This is a genomic window from Secundilactobacillus kimchicus JCM 15530 (assembly GCF_001433995.1).
Taxonomy (GTDB): domain Bacteria; phylum Bacillota; class Bacilli; order Lactobacillales; family Lactobacillaceae; genus Secundilactobacillus; species Secundilactobacillus kimchicus.
Genome location: NZ_AZCX01000003.1, coordinates 112,759 through 134,422 on the forward strand (window position 1 = coordinate 112,759; position 21,664 = coordinate 134,422).

Consider the following 21,664-nt stretch of genomic DNA (forward strand, 5'->3'; position numbering starts at 1 on the left):
TTGTGTAATCTGTTCACTCGTTTAATTTAAACCCTGTGTGTACTTGGCAAAGCCATAATAATTCAGAGCGTCCCCGTGAGGAAGTTGTGATGCTGGGGTCAGTAAGAATTGTTTAAAGCTGTTGTCCCCTTTATTCAATTCAAATTTTTTGTAGATTCGGTAATCACCAGACTTAGCTGGATCGTTAACTTCAAAATAAACTCTGAATGGATCTACGTGACCATTAACCGTAGCGGTGAACCCGATCATGCCGGAATATTTAGCCACCCATTTCCCATTTTCATAGGCATAGTCGGTGAAATAGTTACCATGTAATGAGCGAAATTCCGTAATTCCTTTTACTCGTAAAGCAGCCGCTTCAGGCGTTTCTTTGTTCAGCCTTTCAGCATCAATGTCCGAAACGTTCATTCCATTCACTGTCTGCACCTGATTGAAGCCCCGACTAAACATGTCAGCCGTTTTGACGTAATACACTTGAGTTCCAACCGCAATTTCAGTAAAATCACCGACAGTCCCGAGATCCTTATAGGCGCCGTCAAAAAGCGACATACTGGTATCTGGTAAAATGGCACTTTGGTCGTTCGGGTACAAATACTTTGGTCCCATAACCTGAACATAGTTAGAGGCATTGCTTGATCCCGGCACTTGATACAAGTCATGTTTGGCTCGCTCTAATACAGTCGTAGCGGGAATACCTGTAGCCCAATACCCCCCTGAGGTAACACCATCTTCATTTGTCGCTGGTGCCTCGAAGGCTTGCACCATTGGGATTTTCACGCTCCCCCCGGCGCTATCGAGTACTGACAGATCGACAATTCTATATTTATAATCGGTTCCCCAGTGGCTCATAAAGTTCCGAATAGTCGCAACCTGACTGTCAGTCAATTTAGGTGCGTACTGTTGAAAAGTAGCGGAAGAAATTGAGCGATAGGTATCGATTGGGGCAATTTTAGTCGGATCATAATCTTTAATTGGTGTGTTTTCATAGGTTGCTGCAAATGGAATTGATGAATAGTAAATTCCTTTGCTTGAGTTTGCATAGCCGCCACTAATGACGTCGTTTCCAACAGCAAACGCCCCAGCAGTCACATACCCGCGCCAAACATACCCCGACACAGTCTTAGCACCATACTGAGTTGAGACGCGGTAATAAATCGCACCACGCATCTTCACACTTTTGGAAACTTTCCACGTATGGCCAGGATAATTCTTCATATTATGAACTCGGTACTGGTGGTGTGCGGACCACAAGTACGCTGTGGTCTTTTGAGCTTTCTGATGATACGGTTTCGCTGGTGAATAGTTCTTCGTCTTTGTCCAATAATAGTACGCTGCATGGCCAGTCTCAGGCTGGGTGGCAAACCCAGCAATGCCGATTGCTGCACCAAGCGCGGTTGCTAAGGCAATTTTTCGTAGATTCATTAGAATCCCCCCCTTGGCGAATAGTATAGCATAAACACAAACAGCGCCTGTTACAGTCTAATTTTGAGATTTTTTAGGTTTGACTTATTAGTCTTTAGGGTTACTATTAAGTTGTACACAATTTAAATGTTGGAGGTTTTGCAAATGACCCAAAAATACATTGCCGAAATTGTCCCCCTAAATGCCACCAAAATCGGAACAGCCGCTCATGGTACGGCTGAATTCACCGAAACGGCCGACAGCTTGGACATTAAGATTGAAATGTTCGATACCCCCGCTAACACTGAGCACTGGGAGCATTTTCACGGTTTTCCTGGCGGACAAGACGCCGCCATTGCGACTGAAGCCCAAGATGTCAACGGCGACGGTTTTGTGGATTTACCCGAGACTGAAGCCGTTTCCGGAACCACGATGGTCCCGTTTGATGGCGCCCCACACGAGATGAACATTCCAAACGACAACTATCCCGTATCAGACGCCAACGGCCACTTCGCCTATGAAAAGCACGTGCCGCTGGATGCCTTAAAGGCTCAGTTTAAGCAAGTGTTTGGCACCGACGATCTCGAACTGGATAAGCGCGTGGTCTACATCCATGGCGTTGAGGACAGCCTCAACTTACCCGATACCGTGGCTGGCGCAGTGGGCCACTACGACCAACACGTCACCCTGCCAATTGCGGTGGGAAAAGTCAAGAAGGCCTAACACAAAAGCAGAATTCCGTCAGCCGGAATTCTGCTTTTTTTAACTGTAATCATCAAACCAATCATCATTTTCGCCGTTGGTTCGGGTGTTATCAATCACATGCATTTCCTCTTCCTCGTCGAGGGCTTCTTGCTCATCACGGCGGGAAGTTGGTGGTGCCGGTTGCTGATAACGGCAAATGGCAAGTAATCCCCATGCAACTAATCCGAGACCGCCAAAGCCGACAATGGGCTGCCAAAAGTTGTACCGGATGCTCCACTGAATACCTTTAACAACAAACAGTACCGTTCCAATTACCGAAAACCATTTCCAAGATCGTGCCATATCCTCATCCTATCGTTTAAAGGTCTCACGAAAATGTTTCACGTGAAACAATAACTCGGTCAAACTAAGATTTTGCGATGGGGCCCGGCTTGTCTTGCCGGACTTCAGCCACGGGCAATCGCAACAGTTCCTCACGCTTCGCCTTAAATTCTTCTGCAGTAATTAAGCCATCGTCCAGCAGTGCCTTGTACTCCCGAATTAACTGCGGTGTCTCAACTTCATTCAGTCGGCGTTCAATATGCCGCAACGTCATCAATAGTTCTTGGCGCATCGCTTGCGTGTCATCCTTGGCAAAGTAAGCCGTCAAGGAGCTGGTCAACATCCCAATAAACGCGACGCCGACCAGCATCAGTGCGGCAGCTGCAATCCGACCGAGTAACGTATGTGGTGAAATATCACCATACCCAACCGTTGAGGCCGTGGTAATGGCCCACCACATTGAGTTAGGCCAGCTAATTCCTTCCGAATACGAGTAAATCGTTGCGGAAATCAATAAGAGGGCAAAGGTAATCCATACGAGGTAAATCAAACCGTTCGTTCGCAGTAATCGCTTAAGGCCAAGTTGGGTCTTGCCAGTGAACCCAATCAATCGTAGTAGTCGCGCCAACCGTGCTAATTGGGCAACCCGACCAATCCGAAAGAAATTAAAGACCGCGTTGAATGGCAAAATCGCCAACAGATCAAAAAGGTGGGTCTTAAAGAACCCCCACTTATCTTTGGCAATGAATAACCGCGCAAAATAGTCAATCGTAAACACAACCAAGATGAGGTCGTCCACAGCCATCCAGAGACCACGATCAATATCGATTGCCCCAATAAAATCAAAAATGACCAATCCAATGGAAAAGAGGGCTAAAAAGACGATGAGCAACTCATAAAGCGTCTGCCACCTCTGATTTGCTTTCATATCATCGTTTCTCCACCACGTCGTACTTCTCCGGATTCAGCAACATGGCCGCAAAGTCCGCCGGCAATAGCCAAGGGATCACCATCCCAAAGCCACTGTTTTCAAAGGCTTCCTTGAGCGCTTCTGATTCCATTTTGGTGCCAATCAGTCCCGCTTCCTTGCTTGAGATATCTTGCACCCCGGTAAAGAAATCACCGTAAACGGTAAAGTGGGCGAGTTGACCATCCGCTACATCATAGTTAAACGCCACCGTGCCCCGCTTAAAATGATGACTGACATACCGGTCAAAGTGAGCGCGTGAGCCGTAATTCCAGTCGTCGTTACCATACCGATCCGCCACCAACTGATCAATGGCAGCCCAATCAGTGTCGCTTAGTTGCACGGTTGGAATGGCCGTCACCGTCGAAACGTTAAAGATCGTCTTCAGCCACCGGTCGATGAAATCTTGCGCTTGTAACGCCTTTTTAGTCGCTGGTAACGCTTGTTTAATGTCCATGATGCGACTCGCCACTGAGGACAAGCCCTTGGACGCGTATTTCGAACGCAACGGCGTTAAAACTTTCCCCGCCGTCTCGGTGTCCACGTCAAAAAGAACAGTCCCCCCAAGTGAAAACCGATTTTTCTGCTGAAAGGCCGCCATTCCAGATATTTTCTTACCTTTAATGGTCACGTCATTTCTACCTGAGACGCCCACGTCGTCAATTCCGAGATCGGTCAATGTCGTGACTAACGGCTTCGCATAGTGCTTAAAGTCTAACCAGTAGTGTTGGTCCTGCGGTTCTACCACGTGAAACATATACACTAGATTACCAAGATCAGTATAAACGGCACCGCCACCAGCTGCTCGGCGCATTAGCTTGATGTGGTGAGCACGTAAATAGTCTAAGTCCACTTCAACATAGGCGTCTTGATACTTACCAATCACGACAGCCGGTTCGTTGCGAGCCATAAACAGGGTGTTTTCACTAAACGGATTGGTCTGCATCAGGTAGGTGCTAACGGCTTCAACGGTGGCCACGTCCGTCACTGGTTGGCCGTTTCGGGTGAGATCTAACAATTTCATGGCGATTCCTCCAGTTTTGTCTACCAAAAGTATAGCTCAACTCGCCATAAAATGCGCTGGTTACTATTAACCTCGCCGTGGTTTTAAGGTCGCCAATCCCTGCTCGCGAATTGCAAACCAAAGTGGTCCCCAGGCGTTAGTCGTCCGCTTCACTGGTTTGCCTGCCGCAATTCGTTTCATCTGTAATTCATAGTAACTTAATCCAATTAACGACCCCACCTTCTTGTCCAACCGTGGAAAGCCCGTGGACAAGTGGTCCAACTGAATCGCGGCGAACGTTCCGGCTTGTGCTTGATTAGGTAAATCAGGAACCAGTGCCAGAGCCCGCGCCATTCCAACCATTTCAGCTTCATGGTTGGCAACCGCCTTCGTCATTCCGGCAATACTAGAAAAGCCTCCGGTCACCATGATTGGCGTCTCAATGCCCGCTTTCGCTTTGGCGGCAAAGTCCACGAAGAAGGCCCCCTTATTCGTCGTAGCTTGCATAACCGGCGATTCGTAATTGCCGCCTGAGATTTCGATTAAGTCCACCCCGAGATCGGCCATTGCATGGATGACCTCGATGGAATCTTCCTCGCTAAACCCGCCAGAAACATAGTCGGACGAATTAATTTTCAGCGCAATCGGGAACTGGGCCCCGACCCGAGCCCGCATCGCTTGGTAAATCTCCTTTAGAATTCGCATCCGGTTTTCCAGTGAACCCCCGTATTCATCCGTCCGTCGGTTCGCTAACGGCGATAAGAACTGGTTCAGCAAATAACCGTGGGCCGCATGAATCTCAACACCACCAAATCCAGCTCGTTGAACGACGTCAGCAGCGACCGCAAATCGATTAACAATCGCTTTAATTTCCGCCTTCGTTAAAGCCCGTGGCGGGTTAAAGCCAAATGCGTTGGGTCCCGTCAATGGCACAGCGCTAGGCGCCACGGGCTGTTTGCTGACCGTTTTGGGCGCTTGGCGACCAGGATGGTTAAGCTGTACCCAGGTCTGAGCACCGTTCTTTTGACCGGCGGCGGCCCACGCCTTTAGCCGATCCAGATTTCGATCATCTTCAATCACCACATTTCCCAGTTCACCACGAGCGTTAGCATCCACCATCACATTCCCCGTAATGAGCAAGCCAGTACCGCCTTCCGCCCACTTACCGTATAAGTTAACGAGTTCTTGAGTCGGTCGATACTGCGCATCACCCATCGTTTCCGACATCGCGGGTTTGTAAATGCGGTTTTTGATGGTCACACCGTTTTTTAGCGTTAATGGGGTAAATAATACTGATTGAGTCATCATAAAGTCCTCCGTTTATTGGTTTAATAATTTAAACATTTAATGCTAAAAAATAAAGCCTTACTTGGCCTTATTTCTGCCGATCTCAATATCTTCTTCAAGGGATGCCACTAGGTCTTTCATCAAAGCTAATGCATCGTCCATATGACTGGTGTAATACCGCTCAGTTCCCTTTTTAGTAACGGTCACTAAGCCCGCATCCAATAGTAACTTCAGATGGTGAGAGACTGCTGGACGTGATAGCTTTAGCTGGTCCGTAATTTCGTTGACGGTCATCTGACGACCTCGACACAGCATCACAATAATCTGTTGCCGATTTTCATCGGTCATCATGTTAAAGGCTGGTTCGCCTTTCTTAAAAATTGCCATCGTTCGTTCTGCCAATGGGCCACCTCCAAACTGTTTTCAGCATTTAGCGTTTAAGTGTTTAAACGTATTAAAACACGGTTCAAATCATTCGTCAACCCATCATCAATCTTAATCTTCTTGATCCCAATGTCGGTGCTGATTAATCGCCATTTTTTCCATGACCAGCGCATTTGGATCAACATCTAGCTTCATACACATAAAGTACGCATACGCTAAAACGTCTGCAATCTCCATTTTGAGAGCCTGCAAATCAGCGGCGTCTTTGGCGCCATCCTCAGCGTCCCGCCACAAGAAATGTTCACTCACTTCCGCCGCTTCAATCGACAGTGCCCGTGATAACGCAGGAAGGGTGTGGTACTTTTGCCACCCTCGATCGTCGCGAAATGCCCGTAATACTTTTTCGACGTCTTGATAGTCCATGATAACCTCCAGTCGTTTGCCAATTCAGCGGATTTAACCGCTTCTTCAAGTGTATCATGGTAATCTCGCTCATGGTTTGTGGCATAATAGATTTACTATCTAAAATTCTTGGAGGCGTCCGACATGTCCACAAAGCGGTTACTTCGACAATCTTTTGGCAGCTTCTTTAAAAATTGGGGCGCGTATCTAACCCTCATCATCGTCATGAACCTGGTGCTTAACCTCGCTATCGTCCCACTAATGCGATGGATTACCAAGGTTATCTTACTCCTCAATCACATTCCCTATATTTCCTATACCAACGTCGGCTGGCTAGTCACCCAGCGACCGGTGGCAACCTTGGAACTATTGGTCCTTGCACTCGTCATCCTGGCACTGGTGTTTTGGCAGTTCAGCTTTATGCTATTAGGGATTGAAGGCATCTGCCATAACCACGATCGACGCCTAACTCGCGTCACCTTAAAGGCTCTAAAATCACTGGGGCATCTGCGATTTAGTAGTTTTTTGCTATTCATCCCATACTTTGTGATCGTCCTGCCTTTTTCTAACCTATTTTTAGTCTCGCCGCTCTTAGCTAAAGTGCAGATTCCCACTTTTATTCTCGAAGATCTAGCGAACAATCCAGGTTATGCAGCCCTCATTTTCATTGGGGGTCTGATAGTAACCTATTTAGCAATCCGGTTCGTCCAAGTCTTACCTTTGATGATTCTTAACCGCCAACGAAGTTTTCAGGCCGCAAGATCCAGCTGGCACTTTACTCGACATCACACATGGGCTTACTTCTGGCGGTCCGGGGTTATCGGTTTAAGCGGCGTTGTGGCGACGCTCAGTATGTCAATCGGCCTGTACCTTCTTCAACTTCAACTAGATAAAGGGCAAAATATCGTCGCGTTTACCGGTGCCGTTGTGAATATGGCCATTCTCTCCATCTGGACGCAACTCGTGGCGGCTGCCGTCCTGGTTGTCTTTATTTTAATGCTCCTCCACGGCCTCGAACAACAGGTGCCGCTTGATTCGAATGAACCACGCTTAAACACGGCGCTATCACGCTCTAAGGGCGTCCGTTGGCTCGCCTTTAGCCTCATCCTGGTGTTCATGGCAGGCCAAGTCACTTACAACGTGATGTACCTTCAAGGCGCCATGCTATCACGGCCTCTTGCAATCTCCCACCGTGGTGTTGACGATGAGAATGGCGTCCAAAATACCATCCCGGCGCTCGTTAAAACGAGTCGTGAAAAGCCCGCTTACGTTGAAATGGACATCCACGAAACCAAGGATCACCAGTTTGTGGTCATGCACGATGAAAACTTAAAGGCCCTCACCGGCGTCAATAAGGCGCCCTATCAACTCACTTTAAAGCAGCTCACTCACCTTACCGCACGGGAGAACGGCCACCATGCGCGGGTCCCAAGCTTTGATGCTTACCTGGCGGCTGCCGAAAAACACCATCAGCGGTTATTAGTTGAAATCAAAACGACGCCGCACGATAGCAAAGACATGTTGACCCGGTTTATTAATCGCTATGAAGACCGTCTATTGGCAGATCACGATCGGATTCACTCCCTTGATTATCACGTGATAAGTGGCTTAAAAAAGCACGCACCTAAGTTGTATGTCAGTTACATTTTACCGTACAACTTGACGTTCCCGCGGACCAAGGCTAACGCCTACACTATGGAGGAAACCACGCTGGATGACAACTTTGTCAACCAAGCGCATGCCGAGAACCAAGCGGTCTTCGCCTGGACAGTCGACGATGAAGATGACATGCAGAGCATGATTTTTCTCAACGTAGACGGCATCATTACCGATAATTTGAGTGACTTGCAAGAAACGATCAAAGAAAACTTTGATCACCCTAGCTATGCCAGTCGCCTGTTAATTTACGCTTCCCAACTGGAAAATGATAATTCCGAACAGGGAAACTAATTCGCCATTGACGTCAAAAAAGCTCAGTCCATAATTGAGACTGAGCTTTTCTATTTCTCTAAGCCGCTTACCCGCCAATGGACCAATTTCCGTTTTACACGACAGTTCCAAGCCTGCTTCCCTTTTTACGACGAGGTTTTCTGACTAACCACATTAAAAACACTAACTGTCCCGTGATCTGCCTTGTTTTGCTTCATAACCATGCTAAAATGGATTCATTAGGAGGTGCCCCACCATCAAAAATACATTAAAACAGCGTTGGATAGGCCTGTTATTCGGCTTATTTTTTAATGCCTTTGGAAACGCACTATCCGTCGCTGGTCACATGGGAAGCGGTGTCTGGACTGCTTCAGCCGTCAATATCAGCGGCTGGGTGGGTTGGCCCCTTGGGACGTTGCTATTTATCATTGGTACGATTAATGCCATTACAAACCAGTTTCTCATCCGCCGTCTCGATATCATCCGCTTTGTCGGCGAGATGTGTTTTATCGTTTTCTTCAGTACCATCGTTCAATTCTTTACCCGGTGGTTTGCCGCAATTGGCATCGGCGATCTCCCCGTCGTGGTGCGGACTTTTGTCAGTGCGTTAGGCATTTTTCTCTTCTGTATTGGTATTTCACTCTATCAGCGCGCAAATATCGTCATGCACCCCAACGATGATACGACTAACATTTTACGATTTCTGTACGTTCACGGAAATGCCACGGCCTCACAACTCATCGACTTTATGCCCCCAATCATTGCCATTGCGATCGTTTTTTTCAATACCGGTCAAATCGACTCGGTTAACATTGCAACCTTATTTTCGATCTTAGGAAACGGTTTTATGATTGCTTGGTCAGACGAACATATCTGGCCAACTTTGAAGCATAATTTCCGATCAAACATCGTGGAGGATTCATAATGTTCGACCTGTTTCTTTCTTTTTGGGGCGACCTCGTGACTTTAACGAGCCCGGCTGATTTTCAAGGCTTTTGGGCTAAAAAAAACGTTCCGACTTGGTTAAAGGTTCTGTTGTTACTGCCGTGGTACCTCCTCAACGTGGTTGCACTACTCATCAGTCTATTATTATTATTTTCAAACCTCTGGTACTTCGGTCTTTTAGGCCTCCTACTAACCGCCTTCATCACCCTGATTTCCGTTAATTCAACGCGTATCATTTGTCCATGCTAGCCGGACAAAATAACTAACGCTAAAAACCCGCTTATCTCCTCAATTGAGATAATCGGGTTTTTAAGCCAGTCTCGAAAAATCATTAAACCGGTTTTGACTTGACGCGCGTTAACGGCTTAGACGAAAAAGCCTGTAAAAATGCGGTGGCCAGCACCAATAACCCACCCATTACTTCCGGCAACCCGAAAGCCGTGTGCAACACAACCACCGTAATCAACGTCGCCGAAAGGGGTTCAAACGAACTCAGCATGCCCGTCGTGGCAGGTTGTAAATATTGCAAACTATCGAGATACAGGAGATAGGCAAACATGGTTCCAATAACCCCTACGAACACAACGCCACCCCAGCCAACCGCGTTAAGTGGCGGTACCGGACTCGTGGCGATGTGGGGCATAAAAATGAGACTCCCGAGCAACATCGCCCATCCGGTGACTAATTTTGCATCAAAATGGCGCAATAACTGAATCGGAATCAAGGTGTACAACGCCTGACTAACGCCGGCTAAAACACCCCAAAAGACGGCTAATGGCGCCAATTGCAGACTCGTTAAGTGGCCCTTAGTCACCATTAGGTAAACGCCGAATAACGCAATCAGTGCGCAGATAAAGTCAATTCGCCGCGGCCATTGTCGGTGAATGACCGCTAAGGCTCCAATGATAAATAATGGCCCGGTGAATTGCAAAATTGTCGCTGTAGCAGCATTGCCGTAATTCACGGCTGAAAAATATGTAAACTGTGAGGGCACCATCCCACAAAGGGCAAAGGCCAACAGTTGGCCTGCCGAGCGCCGGTGACGCCAGATACTAAACAGCTGACCCGGGTTCGTCACACCACTCCAAATCAGCAGCAAAACCCCGGCAATGGCCAACCGCATGCCCACTAGCCAACTGGGCGTCACGCCTTGATGGGTAAATAGATATTGGGCAAATGCCCCCGAGGCACCCCAGCAAATACAGCCGCTAATGGCCAGCCAGACGCCTTTCGTTTTTGCGGCCATCACACCACCTCCAATTGTTTAATCACTATCTTACAACATCTCATAAGATTAAACAGAAAATAATGTGGTTCGGTTTACCCCGCTCGAAAAATGCTTTACCCTAGAACCAAACAAACTAGGAGGCGTAGTATATGACAATTCCAACCGTGACACTCAATGATGGTCACAAAATGCCAGCCATCGGATTAGGCACCTACCAAATTCGTGGTGGCGCTGGTCTCGATCAAATTCTAGCTGCTATTCAGGACGGTTACCGCTCGCTAGACAGTGCAACGAACTACGATAATGAGGGGATTGTGGGCAAAGCCATCCGCCGCTCTGGCGTCCCCCGTAGCGATTTCTTCGTCAGCTCGAAGTTGCCTGGCAAGTACCACCGCTACGACGACGCGCTTAAGGCAATCGAGGAGTCGCTAGCCCGAATGGGATTAGATTACTTTGATCTCTTTTTAATTCACTGGCCACTGCCCAAACGCGACCACTACGTTGAAGCCTGGCAAGCTTTAATTACCGCCCAAAAACTGGGCCTGATTCGGGCCATTGGGGTCTCAAACTTTGAACCTGACCACTTAGATCGCCTCATTAACGAAACCGGTGTTACCCCCGCTGTGAACCAGATTGAGATTCACCCTTACTGGATTAACACCGACCGGTTGCTGGCCAATAAAGACCGGGGCATCGTGACTGAAGCCTGGAGCCCCCTCGGTCGTGGTAGCGCAGCGCTGACAGAACCCGCAATTCTAGAACTCGCCAAGAAATATGGCAAGAACGCTGGTCAGATTATCCTGAGGTGGCATACGCAACGCGGCGTGGTGCCATTACCAAAATCCAGCAGTCTCCAACATCAGCGCGACAATCTCGATATTTTCGATTTCCGGTTAACCCCTGAAGAAATTCGAATCATTGACGGGTTAAATAAACCAGATGGCCGCGTCGACGGTCAGGATCCAAACGAATACGAAGAATTTGAGTAATCATCAGTTCAACTAGCGCTTGTCGATCATTAACGACAGGCGCTTTTTATGGTTTGCATCGGCGTCTAGTTAAGTGTGTTTTTTGCATATTATTAGTTTAACTGGTATCGGTTTCATTTTCGAGGGTAAATGTTTGACGCTACCGTAGCGCTTATGGTTTAATTCCTGTTGATTAATCAATAGGAGTTAGCTCATTACTTTACTTTTGGGGGAATCATAAATGACAAACATAAATGTTGAACGGGACGTCCAATATGACGGCACCTATGATCTGACACTGGATATTTATCAGGATATTGACACCATTTCAGACGACCGAAAAGCCATTATCATCATTCATGGTGGCGGTTGGTGGCTCGGTTACAAAGAAGAGGAAGTCAACTGGGCCAACGAATTTGCAAAACAGGGCTACATCGTCTTTGTGCCCAATTATCGCTTGGCACCAGATTATCTGTACCCCGCTCCCGTTGAAGACATGCTAACGGTTTACGACTGGATTAAGACCTCAGATTACCACTTTGACCGGACCAAAATTGGGGCCGCCGGGATGTCGTCCGGTGGTAACTTAGCCATTGAACTGGGTATGCAAACGGGCATCCCGATTGCCTCATGGTCCGGCATTATCGACTTAGATCACTGGATTGAAACTCATCCGGACGTCGTTGCTTCAAACAAAAACGCCCCAATCCCTGGCACCCCAGTGGACCAAATCAACCAGACGGGGAGTAACGATCCCTATTACAAGTGGTTCGTCCTAAACTACGTCAATGGCGACAACGCCCTGTTACAAAAGGCCTCGTTGCTCAACCGGGTTGACGCTAAAGCTGGGCCCATGTATCTCGCCAATTCCTTAGATGAATTATCACCAAATGATGCAGTCCAACGATTACAAGCCGAGTTAATTAAAAACAACATCCCGTCCGTCGTCCAATTCGTCACGGGACACGGCCACGGTGAAGCCTACATGGCCATTGCCCAAGAGCCAACCTTAGCTTTCTTTGAGACGTATTTGGGCCAAAATCCAAGAGCGCACCACGCTAAACTATGACAACTAACAAACAAAAAGCAGAAGTCAACTTGACGGAAAAACCGATCAAGTTAACTTCTGCTTTTATTTGAATTGATAGGTAAGTTAGATACCCACCACGTTTACTTTAAATTCCAAGTATACGTGTCATTGTTATGTTGCTGGGCCTGAGCATTCAGCCCAACAGAGTGAGCAGCATTAATTATTGGACCGGCGACAGCCAGGGTTGCCCCCGTCCCCAAGACGGCTACTCGGCGCGCTTCATCGGCCAGGCGTTGGCCAGCATTCACAGCTTTGTGAATAGCAAACGTCAACCCAGCTAGTGGGTAGGTCACAATCCCAACAAACGGAATCATACCTGCTAAAGCCAGACCTGTTTCGACTGCAAAGAACAGCCCTTCAGTGATTGCGTGAGCAACAAAGGTTCCAGCTTGGAGACCGCCATTCAGAGCAATACTGCCAGTCGTCGCAACCGTCCCCGCCAGTGAGCCCACCGCTTGACGCTGTGCTTCACCGGCTAAGGCCGCGTCGGTTGGCGAGCCGGTAACGTTAGCGTTACTTGTTCGAAGCCCGACATTCATACCATTAACGACAGTCCCTCCCACATTGGCTAAAACAGCTGGTGCTTGGACAATTGTCCGTCGAGCGCTCCCCCAGGCATAAAAGCCACCATGGACTAGGCTACTAACGGCGTTTAAGGTGATTGCAATTGGCCCAGCAACCAACCCCACCAGTGGAATGGCTGCCAGACCACCGGCGATGACAGTCCCAGCGTCAATGGCTAAATTAACCGCATCGCCGACAACTTCTTCGCCGGCGTCAGCCACTAGGTTAACACCATTAGCGGCTGCCAAGGTACCAGCGGCCGCTACATTTAACCCCGATTCAGCAACGGAGGCATTTGCGGTTCGTTGAATTTTAGAATCAACGGCGTCTTGAACGCCCATTTTACCATCCGCTAGATTATAGACGTCCCACACATGACCACTATCATCCGTTAGGTTAACAGAGCCAAATTTGGGGACCGTTAACACTTTATTATTTGCGGTTAAGACCATCTCACCAGATTTAGTATTATATAGCGCCGTAACATTACCCTGCGACGTTTTAACAATCTGATCTAACCCACTCGCCGCTTTTTGCAACGTCGTGTTCGTCGTGATTGCATCATCATAGTTCTGAGAAGCCTCCCCCAGGTTGGAAATTCCGAGGTCAATGGTACTATCAACTGTCGCGTCAATACCACCATGCGAGTCCTCATGCGTTGTTGGTACCGACGCACTCTCGCCGTGGCTCCCTGTCGCAGTCGTCGGTAACGCTTCCTCGACTGTCGGCGTTTGAGCCGGCACTGCCTCAGTCGCCGCTGGCGCCGCTTGTAAATTGCCTGACGGTGTAGCCTGGACATTCAAGTCATGGTTTCTGTCCGCCCCAACCGTTTCAGCTTGACCCCAATCAGAATTGGTTGACTGACTGGGGTTAGCGGCTATCGAACTGGTCATTGAATCTGATTGCGACTCAGTTGTCGGCACTTCTTGGTCACTGGTGCTTGCGGCTGTAGTTGCCGTCGTCGCCTCATCGTCACTAGCAATCACCGGCTGTGTGCCGACTACCGTGCTTTGAACCACTTTATCAGTAGTTTGTGCTTGCGCAGATGACTGCCCCATTGCGGCAAAGATGAGCGACGTACTAAACAAAGATAGCGCAATTGTTGTAGCATATCTTTTATGCATAGTTGTTCCCCCTTTTGTTATATTAGAATACAATCCACCCAGAATTGTAAACACATCGTATATTAAATCGATTTGAAAATCCACTATTTGATATTATCAAGCTTAATTATTGCGACCGAGCACTTCTCTTATCATATTTTCATGAAGCCCCCGTCACGGTAACGAAAAGGCTTACATAGTGTCATAACAACGTTTGTTCGGTAATTCACTCTTGCATTACTATCGATAGCTCTCTATAATAACGTCAATCAGAAAATGGCGAACTTTAATATTCAAATAACTAATAGTGTTCGTTATTTCTCGTTATTATTGTTATTCTAAAACACCGAATCGGATTACCGGTTCCCATCCAAAGGAGATTGACATGACCGAATCAAAGAACGGCTTGTTGTATGGTCCTAACGATAATGTGTCGTTGGGACAGTCAGGGGTGCTTGGGCTTCAACACGTACTCGCTATGGACGTGTACGTGCCACCAATTATCATCGCTGGATTATTATCCATGTCCATTGCAGAAAAAAGCGGATTCTTGCAAGCGGCCTTTTTAGCGGCTGGCATCGGGACGATTCTGCAAACGCGATTTTTCTTGAAAATTCCCGTCTCTCAAGGACCGTCTTTTGTGCCAATTGGTGCTGTGGCGGGCGTTTACCTTGCTAATGGCGGTCCCAATGGTGGGATGGCAACGGTCATTGGCTCCTTAATCGTTGGCTCGCTAATGCTCATTATTTTCGGGCTATCCGGTATTTTTCAAAAAGTGATTTCAAAGTTGGTCCCAGCAATCGTCGGGGGTACCATTATTACCTGCGTGGGGCTTTCCTTATTGCCGTCCGCGCTTAATGACAACATTTTTAAGGCCAGCGGCAATGTGAACCAAAACATTCTGCTCGCAACAATTACGGGCTTAACCATGCTCATTGCGATGATCATTAGTGCTAGGGTCCCACAGCTTTCAAAAGTGCTGAGGATTAGTTCAATCATTATTTCACTGATTGTCGGCACAGTGACAGCAAGTATGATGGGCATGTTTGACTGGTCAGCGGTTTCTCACGCGGCCTGGATTAGCCTGCCACAATTTACCGCGCTACACTATGGTATTCACTTCTCAATTCCAGCAATTTTAACCTTCGTCATTATCTATCTGGTGCTGACGACCGAAACAACCGGAACATGGTTTGCAATGAGTGCCGTTACTGGCGAGAAACTCTCCAATAAACAGTGGAATCACGGGATCATCGGTGAAGGTATCAGCTGTCTCTTAGCCGCGTTGTTAGGGGCCACCCCAACAACGGGTTACTCAACCAACGCCGGGGTCATCTCCATCACCGGTGTTGCCAGCAAGCGGGTCTTCATGTCCGCTGGTATCTGGTTTATCGTTTTAGGGTTCTGTGGTAAATTATCCGCCTTTTTATCAGCTGTTCCGGCTCCTGTCATCGGCGGTGTTTTCTCGATTATTTGTGTGATGATCATGTTAAATGGTCTCAACGTAATCCGATATCTTCAAACTAACGAATCAACCATGTACGTCATCGGAATTCCAATCATTATGACAATGGCGCTCATCTTGGTTCCAACAAGCGTTATTCACGAAACACCCCAGCTTGTCCAATACTTGCTGGGATCACCAATCACCATTGCAGCTGTGACCGCGATTATCATCAACCTTTTGATGCCCAGCGCGAAGCAACCCGCAACTGCAACCGAACCTTAAATTGATTACCCTCACCCTGTGACCCAAGGTGGGGGTTTTTATTTCTCATCACCCTAAACACTGGCGACACTATCATTTAGCCACTTGCGCTTGTCAATCAATTGACGAAAATATATTCACCCCTTGAATAAATAGTCCGTTTGTTCTACACTTATCCTAATCGTTTTCTAATTGTTTTGTCATTTTAGGAGGGACTGCCTATGATTAGCTCGCCTGCACCCCGCAGTGAAAAACGGGTCGCCGCAAACATTCTCAAGGGTTCTTTGGGAAACATGATCGAATGGTTTGACTGGTACGTATACGCCTCATTTGCTGTTTACTTCTCCGCCGCCTTTTTCCCGGCTGAAAATAAAACCGCGGAGTTGTTATCCACGGCGGCTGTTTTTGCAGTTGGCTTTTTAATGCGCCCGCTTGGGTCGTTCATTATGGGCCGTTTCGCTGATCGTCACGGTCGACGGGCTGCTTTGACGCTGTCCGTTGTCATTATGGCCACCGGATCCTTTGTCATCGCTTTAATTCCAACCTATCGCACCATCGGAGTCTGGGCGCCGATTATTTTGGTCATCACGCGCTTGTTTCAGGGGTTATCACTGGGTGGCGAATACGGCACCAGTGCAACTTACCTTTCTGAAATGGCTTCTCCTAAGCGCCGCGGCTTTTACTCGTCCTTTCAGTATGTGACCCTCATTTCCGGGCAACTTTTTGCACTACTCGTCCAAATTATTCTCCAAGGCTTTTTGTCAACGGCCCAACTGTACGCTTTTGGCTGGCGAATTCCCTTTATTGTCGGCGGGTTTGGTGCCATTATCGTCTTGTGGCTGCGACTAACGATGGAAGAATCCGATCAGTTTGAAACCCAAAATAAGCAAAATAAAAAAGCCGGCACTTTGGGCTTGCTCATGAAATATCCCAAACAATTTATGACGGTAGTTGGCATGACGTTTGGCGGTACCATCGCCTTTTACGCCTACACCACCTATCTTCAAAAATTCATGATTAACACCACTGGACTTAATCCTAAGACGGTCGCAGTGATCAACTTCACCGCCTTGTTGCTCATGTTAATTTTACAACCCCTCTTCGGGGCATTATCCGACAAAATCGGCCGTAAGCCACTCTTATTGGGCTTCGGTATCGGTGGCACCCTGTTCACCGTGCCCATTTTTAGCGTATTGGCCCACGTCCACTCACCTTGGGCAGCCTTTTTCTTGATGTTGTTCGGTCTTGTCATCGTTTCTGGCTACACCTCAATTAACGCCATCGTTAAAGCCGAACTCTTCCCTACTGAGATTCGCGCCCTAGGTGTCGGGTTACCCTACGGCTTAACGGTTGCCATTTTTGGTGGCACCGTTGAATACGTGGCGCTGTGGTTGCGATCCATCAACCACGAATCACTCTTTTTCTTTTACGTGGCAGCAGCAGCTTTCGTTTCGTTCATCGTTTACTGGCGAATGTTCGAAACGTCAGCTCATTCTGAAATTGAACGGGAAGCAACGGAGAAAACACCTGATAACCAGATGATTTAGCGCTGGTTATCATTTGATTTTAATTTTTTAACACTTATTCTTGACACAATCTCACTGTATGCTCATAATATACTCATTGAATCAATCAAGAAGATGAGTACTAACCCGAATCAGGCTTAGAGAGTCGCCGCATGGCTGAGAGGCGATCCGAGGGTGGTTAAGAAGATGGTCTTCAATTAAAAGAAGTGGTGAGTGAGCAAATAGCGCGCGTTTGCTGACAAGCCAATTCCGGTACTGTCCGTTACAACAGCGAATGAAGTGGGTGGCCTCGTAGCCGCTCAGTAAGGTGGTACCACGGCTTAACGTCGTCCTTTATCGAAAGATAGGGACGGCGTTTTTGTTTGTGGCATTTTAATTTAAGGGGATTGTTAATAATGAGAAGAAATACAAAATGGTTAATTGGCCTCGGGGTCATTGTCGTCTTATTCGCAGGTATTTTTACCGTGAGTCGCCTCAACAGCAGCAAGAGCACCAATGGTGTGAAAACTGAAACGGTTGGTGTCGCGCCAGGGCCCTATGGAGACATGGCCAAAAACGTGATCGGCCCCCTCCTCAAAAAGAAGGGCTACGAGGTTAAAATTAAGGAGTTTAACGACTACATCCAGCCCAACAAAGCCTTAAACTCTGGCGAAATTGATGCTAACTTATTCCAGCACACCGTTTACCTACAAACATTCAGTCAACAAAACCATTTAAAGTTAACGGCACTCGATAAAGTGCCAACCCTTGGGATGGGGATTTATTCCAAGACAGTTAAGAGCTTGAAGACGCTAAAAAATGGCGCGACCGTTTCACTTGCTAACGATCCATCAAACCTAGCACGGTCACTCCAACTCTTGGCCGCCAATAAGTTGATCACCCTGAAGTCTGGTATTAATGTGGCAACAGCAAGTCTGGCTGATGTGGCTAAAAACCCGAAGAACCTCAAGTTCAAGACGTTAGATGCCGCTCAGTTACCACAATCTCGTAGTAACGTCGACCTAGCGTTAATTCCAGGGAACTTCTCGTGGAACGCCAACATTAAGCCAACTAGCGCGCTGGCTATGGAAGACCTCAAGCCCGACTACCTCAACGTTTTCGTGGTTAAGTCCAGCAATAAAAACAGTGACTTTGCTAAGGCCGTTAAAAGTGTCTTAACCAGCCAAGCCTTTAAAGATGCCATTGCGAAATCTGAGTTCAAGGACTTCCAAAAACCGGCCTCATGGCGTTAGGAGGGATCGCATGAGTCAAATCGAAATCAATGACGTCTCCGTGACCTTCAACCAAAAGGGCCGCGATGTGAAAGCCGTTCAAGACGTCTCCCTCAAGATTGAAAAGGGTGAAATCTACGGCGTCGTCGGCCTATCAGGAGCTGGCAAATCCACGTTAGTCCGCACCATCAACGGTCTTCAGCGCCCGACGACTGGAACCGTTAACGTCGCCGGCGTCGATATCACCCATGCTAATAAGAAAATCCTATCTGAAACGCGCAAGAAAATTGGGTTTATCTTTCAAAATTTTAACCTGATTAACAACCGGACCGTTGCCCAAAATATCGCCTTTGCTCTTACAGCCGGCGGTTATCCGGAAAAACAACAACCCGAAAAAATTGACGAGTTGCTGGGCCGGGTCGGTCTCCAAGACCGAAAAGACACCTACCCCACCCAGCTGTCAGGTGGGCAGAAGCAACGGGTCGGGATTGCCCGAGCCCTGGCCAACGATCCCGAGATTCTGCTCTGTGACGAAGCAACCAGTGCACTGGACCTGGAGACCGCCGAAGAAATCATCACTATTTTAAAGGATATTAATACGCGGCTTAACATCACCATTGTTTTCATTACCCACCAGCTTGAGGTTGCTAAGGACCTATTTGATCGAGTCGCCGTGATGGAAAACGGCCGGATTGTCGAACAAACAACGGCCTACAACCTGTTTGCTCGTCCGCAATCCGACATGGCAACCCGTCTGGTCAACCGCTTTTTGACAACCCAGCTACCCGATGATGTCATTCACTGGCTAGCCAACCTTCCCGGCCGAATTTTAACCCTTAAGTATCAGGGGGATGATTCTCTGAACCCCATCATCACTGAGATTGCCCGCGACACCGGCGTCGAAATCAGTATCTTACAAGGTCGGATTGAATTCATTCATAATCAAGCCATTGGCATTTTGTCCGTTTTCGTCACCGGTGAACCGGAAGCTGTCATACGTGCAATAACGGCCTTTAAAACCAAAGTTAACTCAGTGGAGGTGACACCAAAATGAACGAAACCCTCACTATTTTGCAGCAAAATTTAGGCCAAGCACTTTGGGAGACCTTTGAAATGGTCTTTATTTCCGGGCTCATCGGCGTCATTTTTGGCACCATTATTGGCCTTGCTCTTTACTACTTTGCTAGCCCATTGTTTTCACCACGACCCGTCGTCAATACGGTTGTGGGCTTCATTATTAATGCCATCCGTTCCTTCCCGTTTTTAATCTTGATGGTTGTCTTAATTCCGTTCGCCAAATGGGTGGCTGGCGACCCCTACACGCCAATGGGCGGGGCCGTCTCACTGACCGTGGCCGCCGTTCCGTTTTTTGCCCGCTTAGCTGAAGGCGCCTTTGCCGAAATTGATCAAGGCGTCATTGAGGCAGCGCGCTCAACCGGCGCCAGTTTCTGGCTCATTTTTCAGGAAGTGCTATTTCCGGAAGCATTACCAGCGCTCATTCGAGGCATCGTCTTGACGATTATTAGCTTGATTGGCTACTCCGCCATGGTCGGAACCATTGGTGCTGGTGGGATTGGGAACCTGGCCATTCAGTTTGGCTACAACCGTTACGAAACCGGCGTCTTAATTAGCGTCATTATCATCTTAGTCATCATTGTTCAAGTCATTCAGTGGATTGGCGACCGCTTAGCCGCCCATTTCACCCGAGCTTAGCCATTAGGAGGCCCACCATTGAAATTCGAAGCATCAAAAGTCTTACAGTCACTGCCAAAACAATTTTTTGCCAACTTAGTCCGAAAGGTTAACGCCAAAGCTGCAACTGGCGCTGATGTCATCAACTTGGGACAAGGTAATCCTGACCAGCCCACCCCAGACTTTATTGTCCAGGCCATGCAACAAGCAACCGCCGACCCGGCTAACCATAAGTATTCCCTTTTCCGGGGAGATCCGGCACTCAAACAGGCTGCCGCTGATTTTTACCAGCGAGAATACAATGTCACTCTGGACCCAGAGACCGAAGTGGCCATTCTCGGCGGGTCCAAAATCGGTCTCGTTGAGTTACCCTTCGCACTTCTGAACCCTGGCGACACCATGATTTTGCCCGATCCAGGCTATCCCGATTATTTATCCGGAGTTGCCCTTGCTCAGGTAAAGCTTGAACTAATCAAGCTCCGAGAACAGAACCATTTCTTACCCGACTACAACGAGTTGTCTGAGGATGCAAAGCAGCAGGCTAAACTGCTCTATCTGAACTACCCAAACAATCCCACTGGTGCAGTTGCAACTAGTGATTTTTTCAAGAATACAGTCACCTTTGCTCAGGCTAATCAGATTGGGGTCGTCCACGACTTCGCGTATGGCGCCATTGGGTTCGACGGCCACAAGCCACTCAGCTTCTTACAGACCCCCGGTGCTAAGGATGTTGGTATTGAAATGTACACCCTATCAAAATCCTATAACATGGCGGGCTGGCGCATTGGATTCGCGGTGGGGAACGCCGATATGATTGAAGCCCTCAATCTCATCCAAGACCACTTGTTTGTCAGCGTTTTCCCGGCCATTCAAAAAGCGGCAATTGCGGCTTTACAAAGTGACCAGTCGACCGTGACCGATCTTGTCAGTCTGTATCAGCGGCGCCGCGATGACTTTTATGCAGCAGCCCGGCAAATTGGCTGGGAACCCTACCCTTCAGGTGGCTCATTCTACGCTTGGATGCCCGTTCCCGAAGGCTTCACTAGTGAAACGTTTACTGACTTATTACTGGAAAAAGCCGCAGTAGCCGTCGCTCCTGGTAATGGATTTGGTAGCGGAGGCGAGGGTTTTGTTCGGGTTGGTCTCTTAATTGACGAACCCCGTTTCAGTGAAGCCTGTCAGCGCATTGGCCAATTACACTTGTTCTCTCGATAATCGTCATGGAAAGGA

General features: G+C 48.1%; 21 protein-coding genes. 12 read left to right on the forward strand and 9 right to left on the reverse strand.

The genetic code is table 11. The annotated features are described in order from the left end of the window. Positions 1-21: 21 nt before the first annotated feature. Positions 22-1,422, reverse strand: coding sequence for a hypothetical protein (locus FC96_RS05115; protein ID WP_056942248.1), 1,401 nt, complete (start codon positions 1,420-1,422; stop codon positions 22-24). Positions 1,423-1,566: 144 nt separating this feature from the next. Here FC96_RS05115 and FC96_RS05120 point away from each other — a divergent pair, with 144 nt between their 5' ends. Beyond that, positions 1,567-2,124 carry a hypothetical protein gene (locus FC96_RS05120; protein ID WP_054660172.1) on the forward strand — a complete coding sequence of 186 codons (558 nt, stop codon included), beginning with the start codon at positions 1,567-1,569 and terminating at the stop codon, positions 2,122-2,124. 39 nt (positions 2,125-2,163) lie between these two features. Here FC96_RS05120 and FC96_RS05125 read toward each other — a convergent pair whose 3' ends face one another. The 6 genes from FC96_RS05125 to FC96_RS05150 form a co-directional block, all read right to left on the reverse strand. Next, positions 2,164-2,448 carry a hypothetical protein gene (locus FC96_RS05125; protein ID WP_054660173.1) on the reverse strand — a complete coding sequence of 95 codons (285 nt, stop codon included), beginning with the start codon at positions 2,446-2,448 and terminating at the stop codon, positions 2,164-2,166. A 64-nt stretch (positions 2,449-2,512) separates the two neighbouring features. Beyond that, on the reverse strand, positions 2,513-3,355 hold the full coding sequence (locus tag FC96_RS05130; RefSeq protein ID WP_082593333.1) for an ion channel: 843 nt from the start codon (positions 3,353-3,355) through the stop codon (positions 2,513-2,515). 1 nt (position 3,356) lies between these two features. Next, positions 3,357-4,418, reverse strand: coding sequence for a lipoate--protein ligase (locus FC96_RS05135; RefSeq protein WP_054660175.1), 1,062 nt, complete (start codon positions 4,416-4,418; stop codon positions 3,357-3,359). A gap of 66 nt (positions 4,419-4,484) precedes the next feature. After that, positions 4,485-5,702, reverse strand: coding sequence for an NADH:flavin oxidoreductase/NADH oxidase family protein (locus FC96_RS05140; RefSeq protein ID WP_056942249.1), 1,218 nt, complete (start codon positions 5,700-5,702; stop codon positions 4,485-4,487). Positions 5,703-5,762: 60 nt separating this feature from the next. Next, a complete protein-coding gene (locus FC96_RS05145) occupies positions 5,763-6,086 on the reverse strand; it encodes an ArsR/SmtB family transcription factor (protein WP_056942250.1) in 324 nt (107 codons plus the stop codon). A gap of 93 nt (positions 6,087-6,179) precedes the next feature. Beyond that, positions 6,180-6,491: a nucleotide pyrophosphohydrolase gene (locus FC96_RS05150; RefSeq protein ID WP_054660179.1), complete on the reverse strand. Its 312-nt coding sequence runs from the start codon at positions 6,489-6,491 to the stop codon at positions 6,180-6,182. Positions 6,492-6,614: 123 nt separating this feature from the next. On the opposite strand from FC96_RS05150, the gene FC96_RS05155 reads away from it, so the two are divergent. From FC96_RS05155 to FC96_RS05165, 3 genes are all read left to right on the forward strand, one after another. After that, positions 6,615-8,420, forward strand: a complete 1,806-nt coding sequence (locus FC96_RS05155) for a glycerophosphoryl diester phosphodiesterase membrane domain-containing protein (protein WP_056942251.1) — start codon at positions 6,615-6,617, stop codon at positions 8,418-8,420. 262 nt (positions 8,421-8,682) lie between these two features. Then, on the forward strand, positions 8,683-9,324 hold the full coding sequence (locus tag FC96_RS05160) for a DUF6198 family protein (RefSeq protein ID WP_476748570.1): 642 nt from the start codon (positions 8,683-8,685) through the stop codon (positions 9,322-9,324). Further along, on the forward strand, positions 9,324-9,593 hold the full coding sequence (locus FC96_RS05165; protein ID WP_056942253.1) for a hypothetical protein: 270 nt from the start codon (positions 9,324-9,326) through the stop codon (positions 9,591-9,593). The genes FC96_RS05160 and FC96_RS05165 overlap by 1 nt, the downstream gene beginning before the upstream one ends. A gap of 82 nt (positions 9,594-9,675) precedes the next feature. Here FC96_RS05165 and FC96_RS05170 read toward each other — a convergent pair whose 3' ends face one another. After that, the gene (locus tag FC96_RS05170) at positions 9,676-10,590 is read right to left on the reverse strand and encodes an EamA family transporter (protein ID WP_056942254.1); all 915 of its coding nucleotides are present in this window, start codon (positions 10,588-10,590) and stop codon (positions 9,676-9,678) included. A gap of 131 nt (positions 10,591-10,721) precedes the next feature. Between FC96_RS05170 and FC96_RS05175 the strand changes: the two genes are divergently transcribed. Both FC96_RS05175 and FC96_RS05180 read left to right on the forward strand, forming a co-directional pair. Next, positions 10,722-11,561 carry an aldo/keto reductase gene (locus FC96_RS05175; RefSeq protein WP_056942255.1) on the forward strand — a complete coding sequence of 280 codons (840 nt, stop codon included), beginning with the start codon at positions 10,722-10,724 and terminating at the stop codon, positions 11,559-11,561. 220 nt (positions 11,562-11,781) lie between these two features. After that, positions 11,782-12,609 carry an alpha/beta hydrolase gene (locus tag FC96_RS05180; RefSeq protein ID WP_054660182.1) on the forward strand — a complete coding sequence of 276 codons (828 nt, stop codon included), beginning with the start codon at positions 11,782-11,784 and terminating at the stop codon, positions 12,607-12,609. A 101-nt stretch (positions 12,610-12,710) separates the two neighbouring features. Here FC96_RS05180 and FC96_RS05185 read toward each other — a convergent pair whose 3' ends face one another. Beyond that, entirely contained in the window at positions 12,711-14,318 is a 1,608-nt protein-coding gene (locus tag FC96_RS05185; RefSeq protein ID WP_054660184.1) for a hypothetical protein, read from the reverse strand. Positions 14,319-14,682: 364 nt separating this feature from the next. Between FC96_RS05185 and FC96_RS05190 the strand changes: the two genes are divergently transcribed. The 6 genes from FC96_RS05190 (at position 14,683) to FC96_RS05215 (ending at position 21,649) form a co-directional block, all read left to right on the forward strand. Beyond that, the gene (locus FC96_RS05190; protein ID WP_054660186.1) at positions 14,683-16,026 is read left to right on the forward strand and encodes a uracil-xanthine permease family protein; all 1,344 of its coding nucleotides are present in this window, start codon (positions 14,683-14,685) and stop codon (positions 16,024-16,026) included. 200 nt (positions 16,027-16,226) lie between these two features. After that, on the forward strand, positions 16,227-17,552 hold the full coding sequence (locus tag FC96_RS05195; RefSeq protein ID WP_054660188.1) for an MFS transporter: 1,326 nt from the start codon (positions 16,227-16,229) through the stop codon (positions 17,550-17,552). 374 nt (positions 17,553-17,926) lie between these two features. After that, positions 17,927-18,763 (forward strand): MetQ/NlpA family ABC transporter substrate-binding protein, encoded by an 837-nt coding sequence (locus FC96_RS05200; RefSeq protein ID WP_056942256.1) that lies wholly within the window; start codon positions 17,927-17,929, stop codon positions 18,761-18,763. Between the two features lie 10 nt (positions 18,764-18,773). Further along, positions 18,774-19,796, forward strand: coding sequence for a methionine ABC transporter ATP-binding protein (locus tag FC96_RS05205; RefSeq protein WP_056942257.1), 1,023 nt, complete (start codon positions 18,774-18,776; stop codon positions 19,794-19,796). Further along, positions 19,793-20,455, forward strand: coding sequence for a methionine ABC transporter permease (locus FC96_RS05210; protein WP_056942258.1), 663 nt, complete (start codon positions 19,793-19,795; stop codon positions 20,453-20,455). The genes FC96_RS05205 and FC96_RS05210 overlap by 4 nt, the downstream gene beginning before the upstream one ends. An 18-nt stretch (positions 20,456-20,473) precedes the next feature. Then, complete coding sequence (locus FC96_RS05215; protein WP_056942259.1) at positions 20,474-21,649, forward strand: pyridoxal phosphate-dependent aminotransferase; 1,176 nt, start codon at positions 20,474-20,476, stop codon at positions 21,647-21,649. The last annotated feature ends 15 nt before the right edge of the window (positions 21,650-21,664 follow it).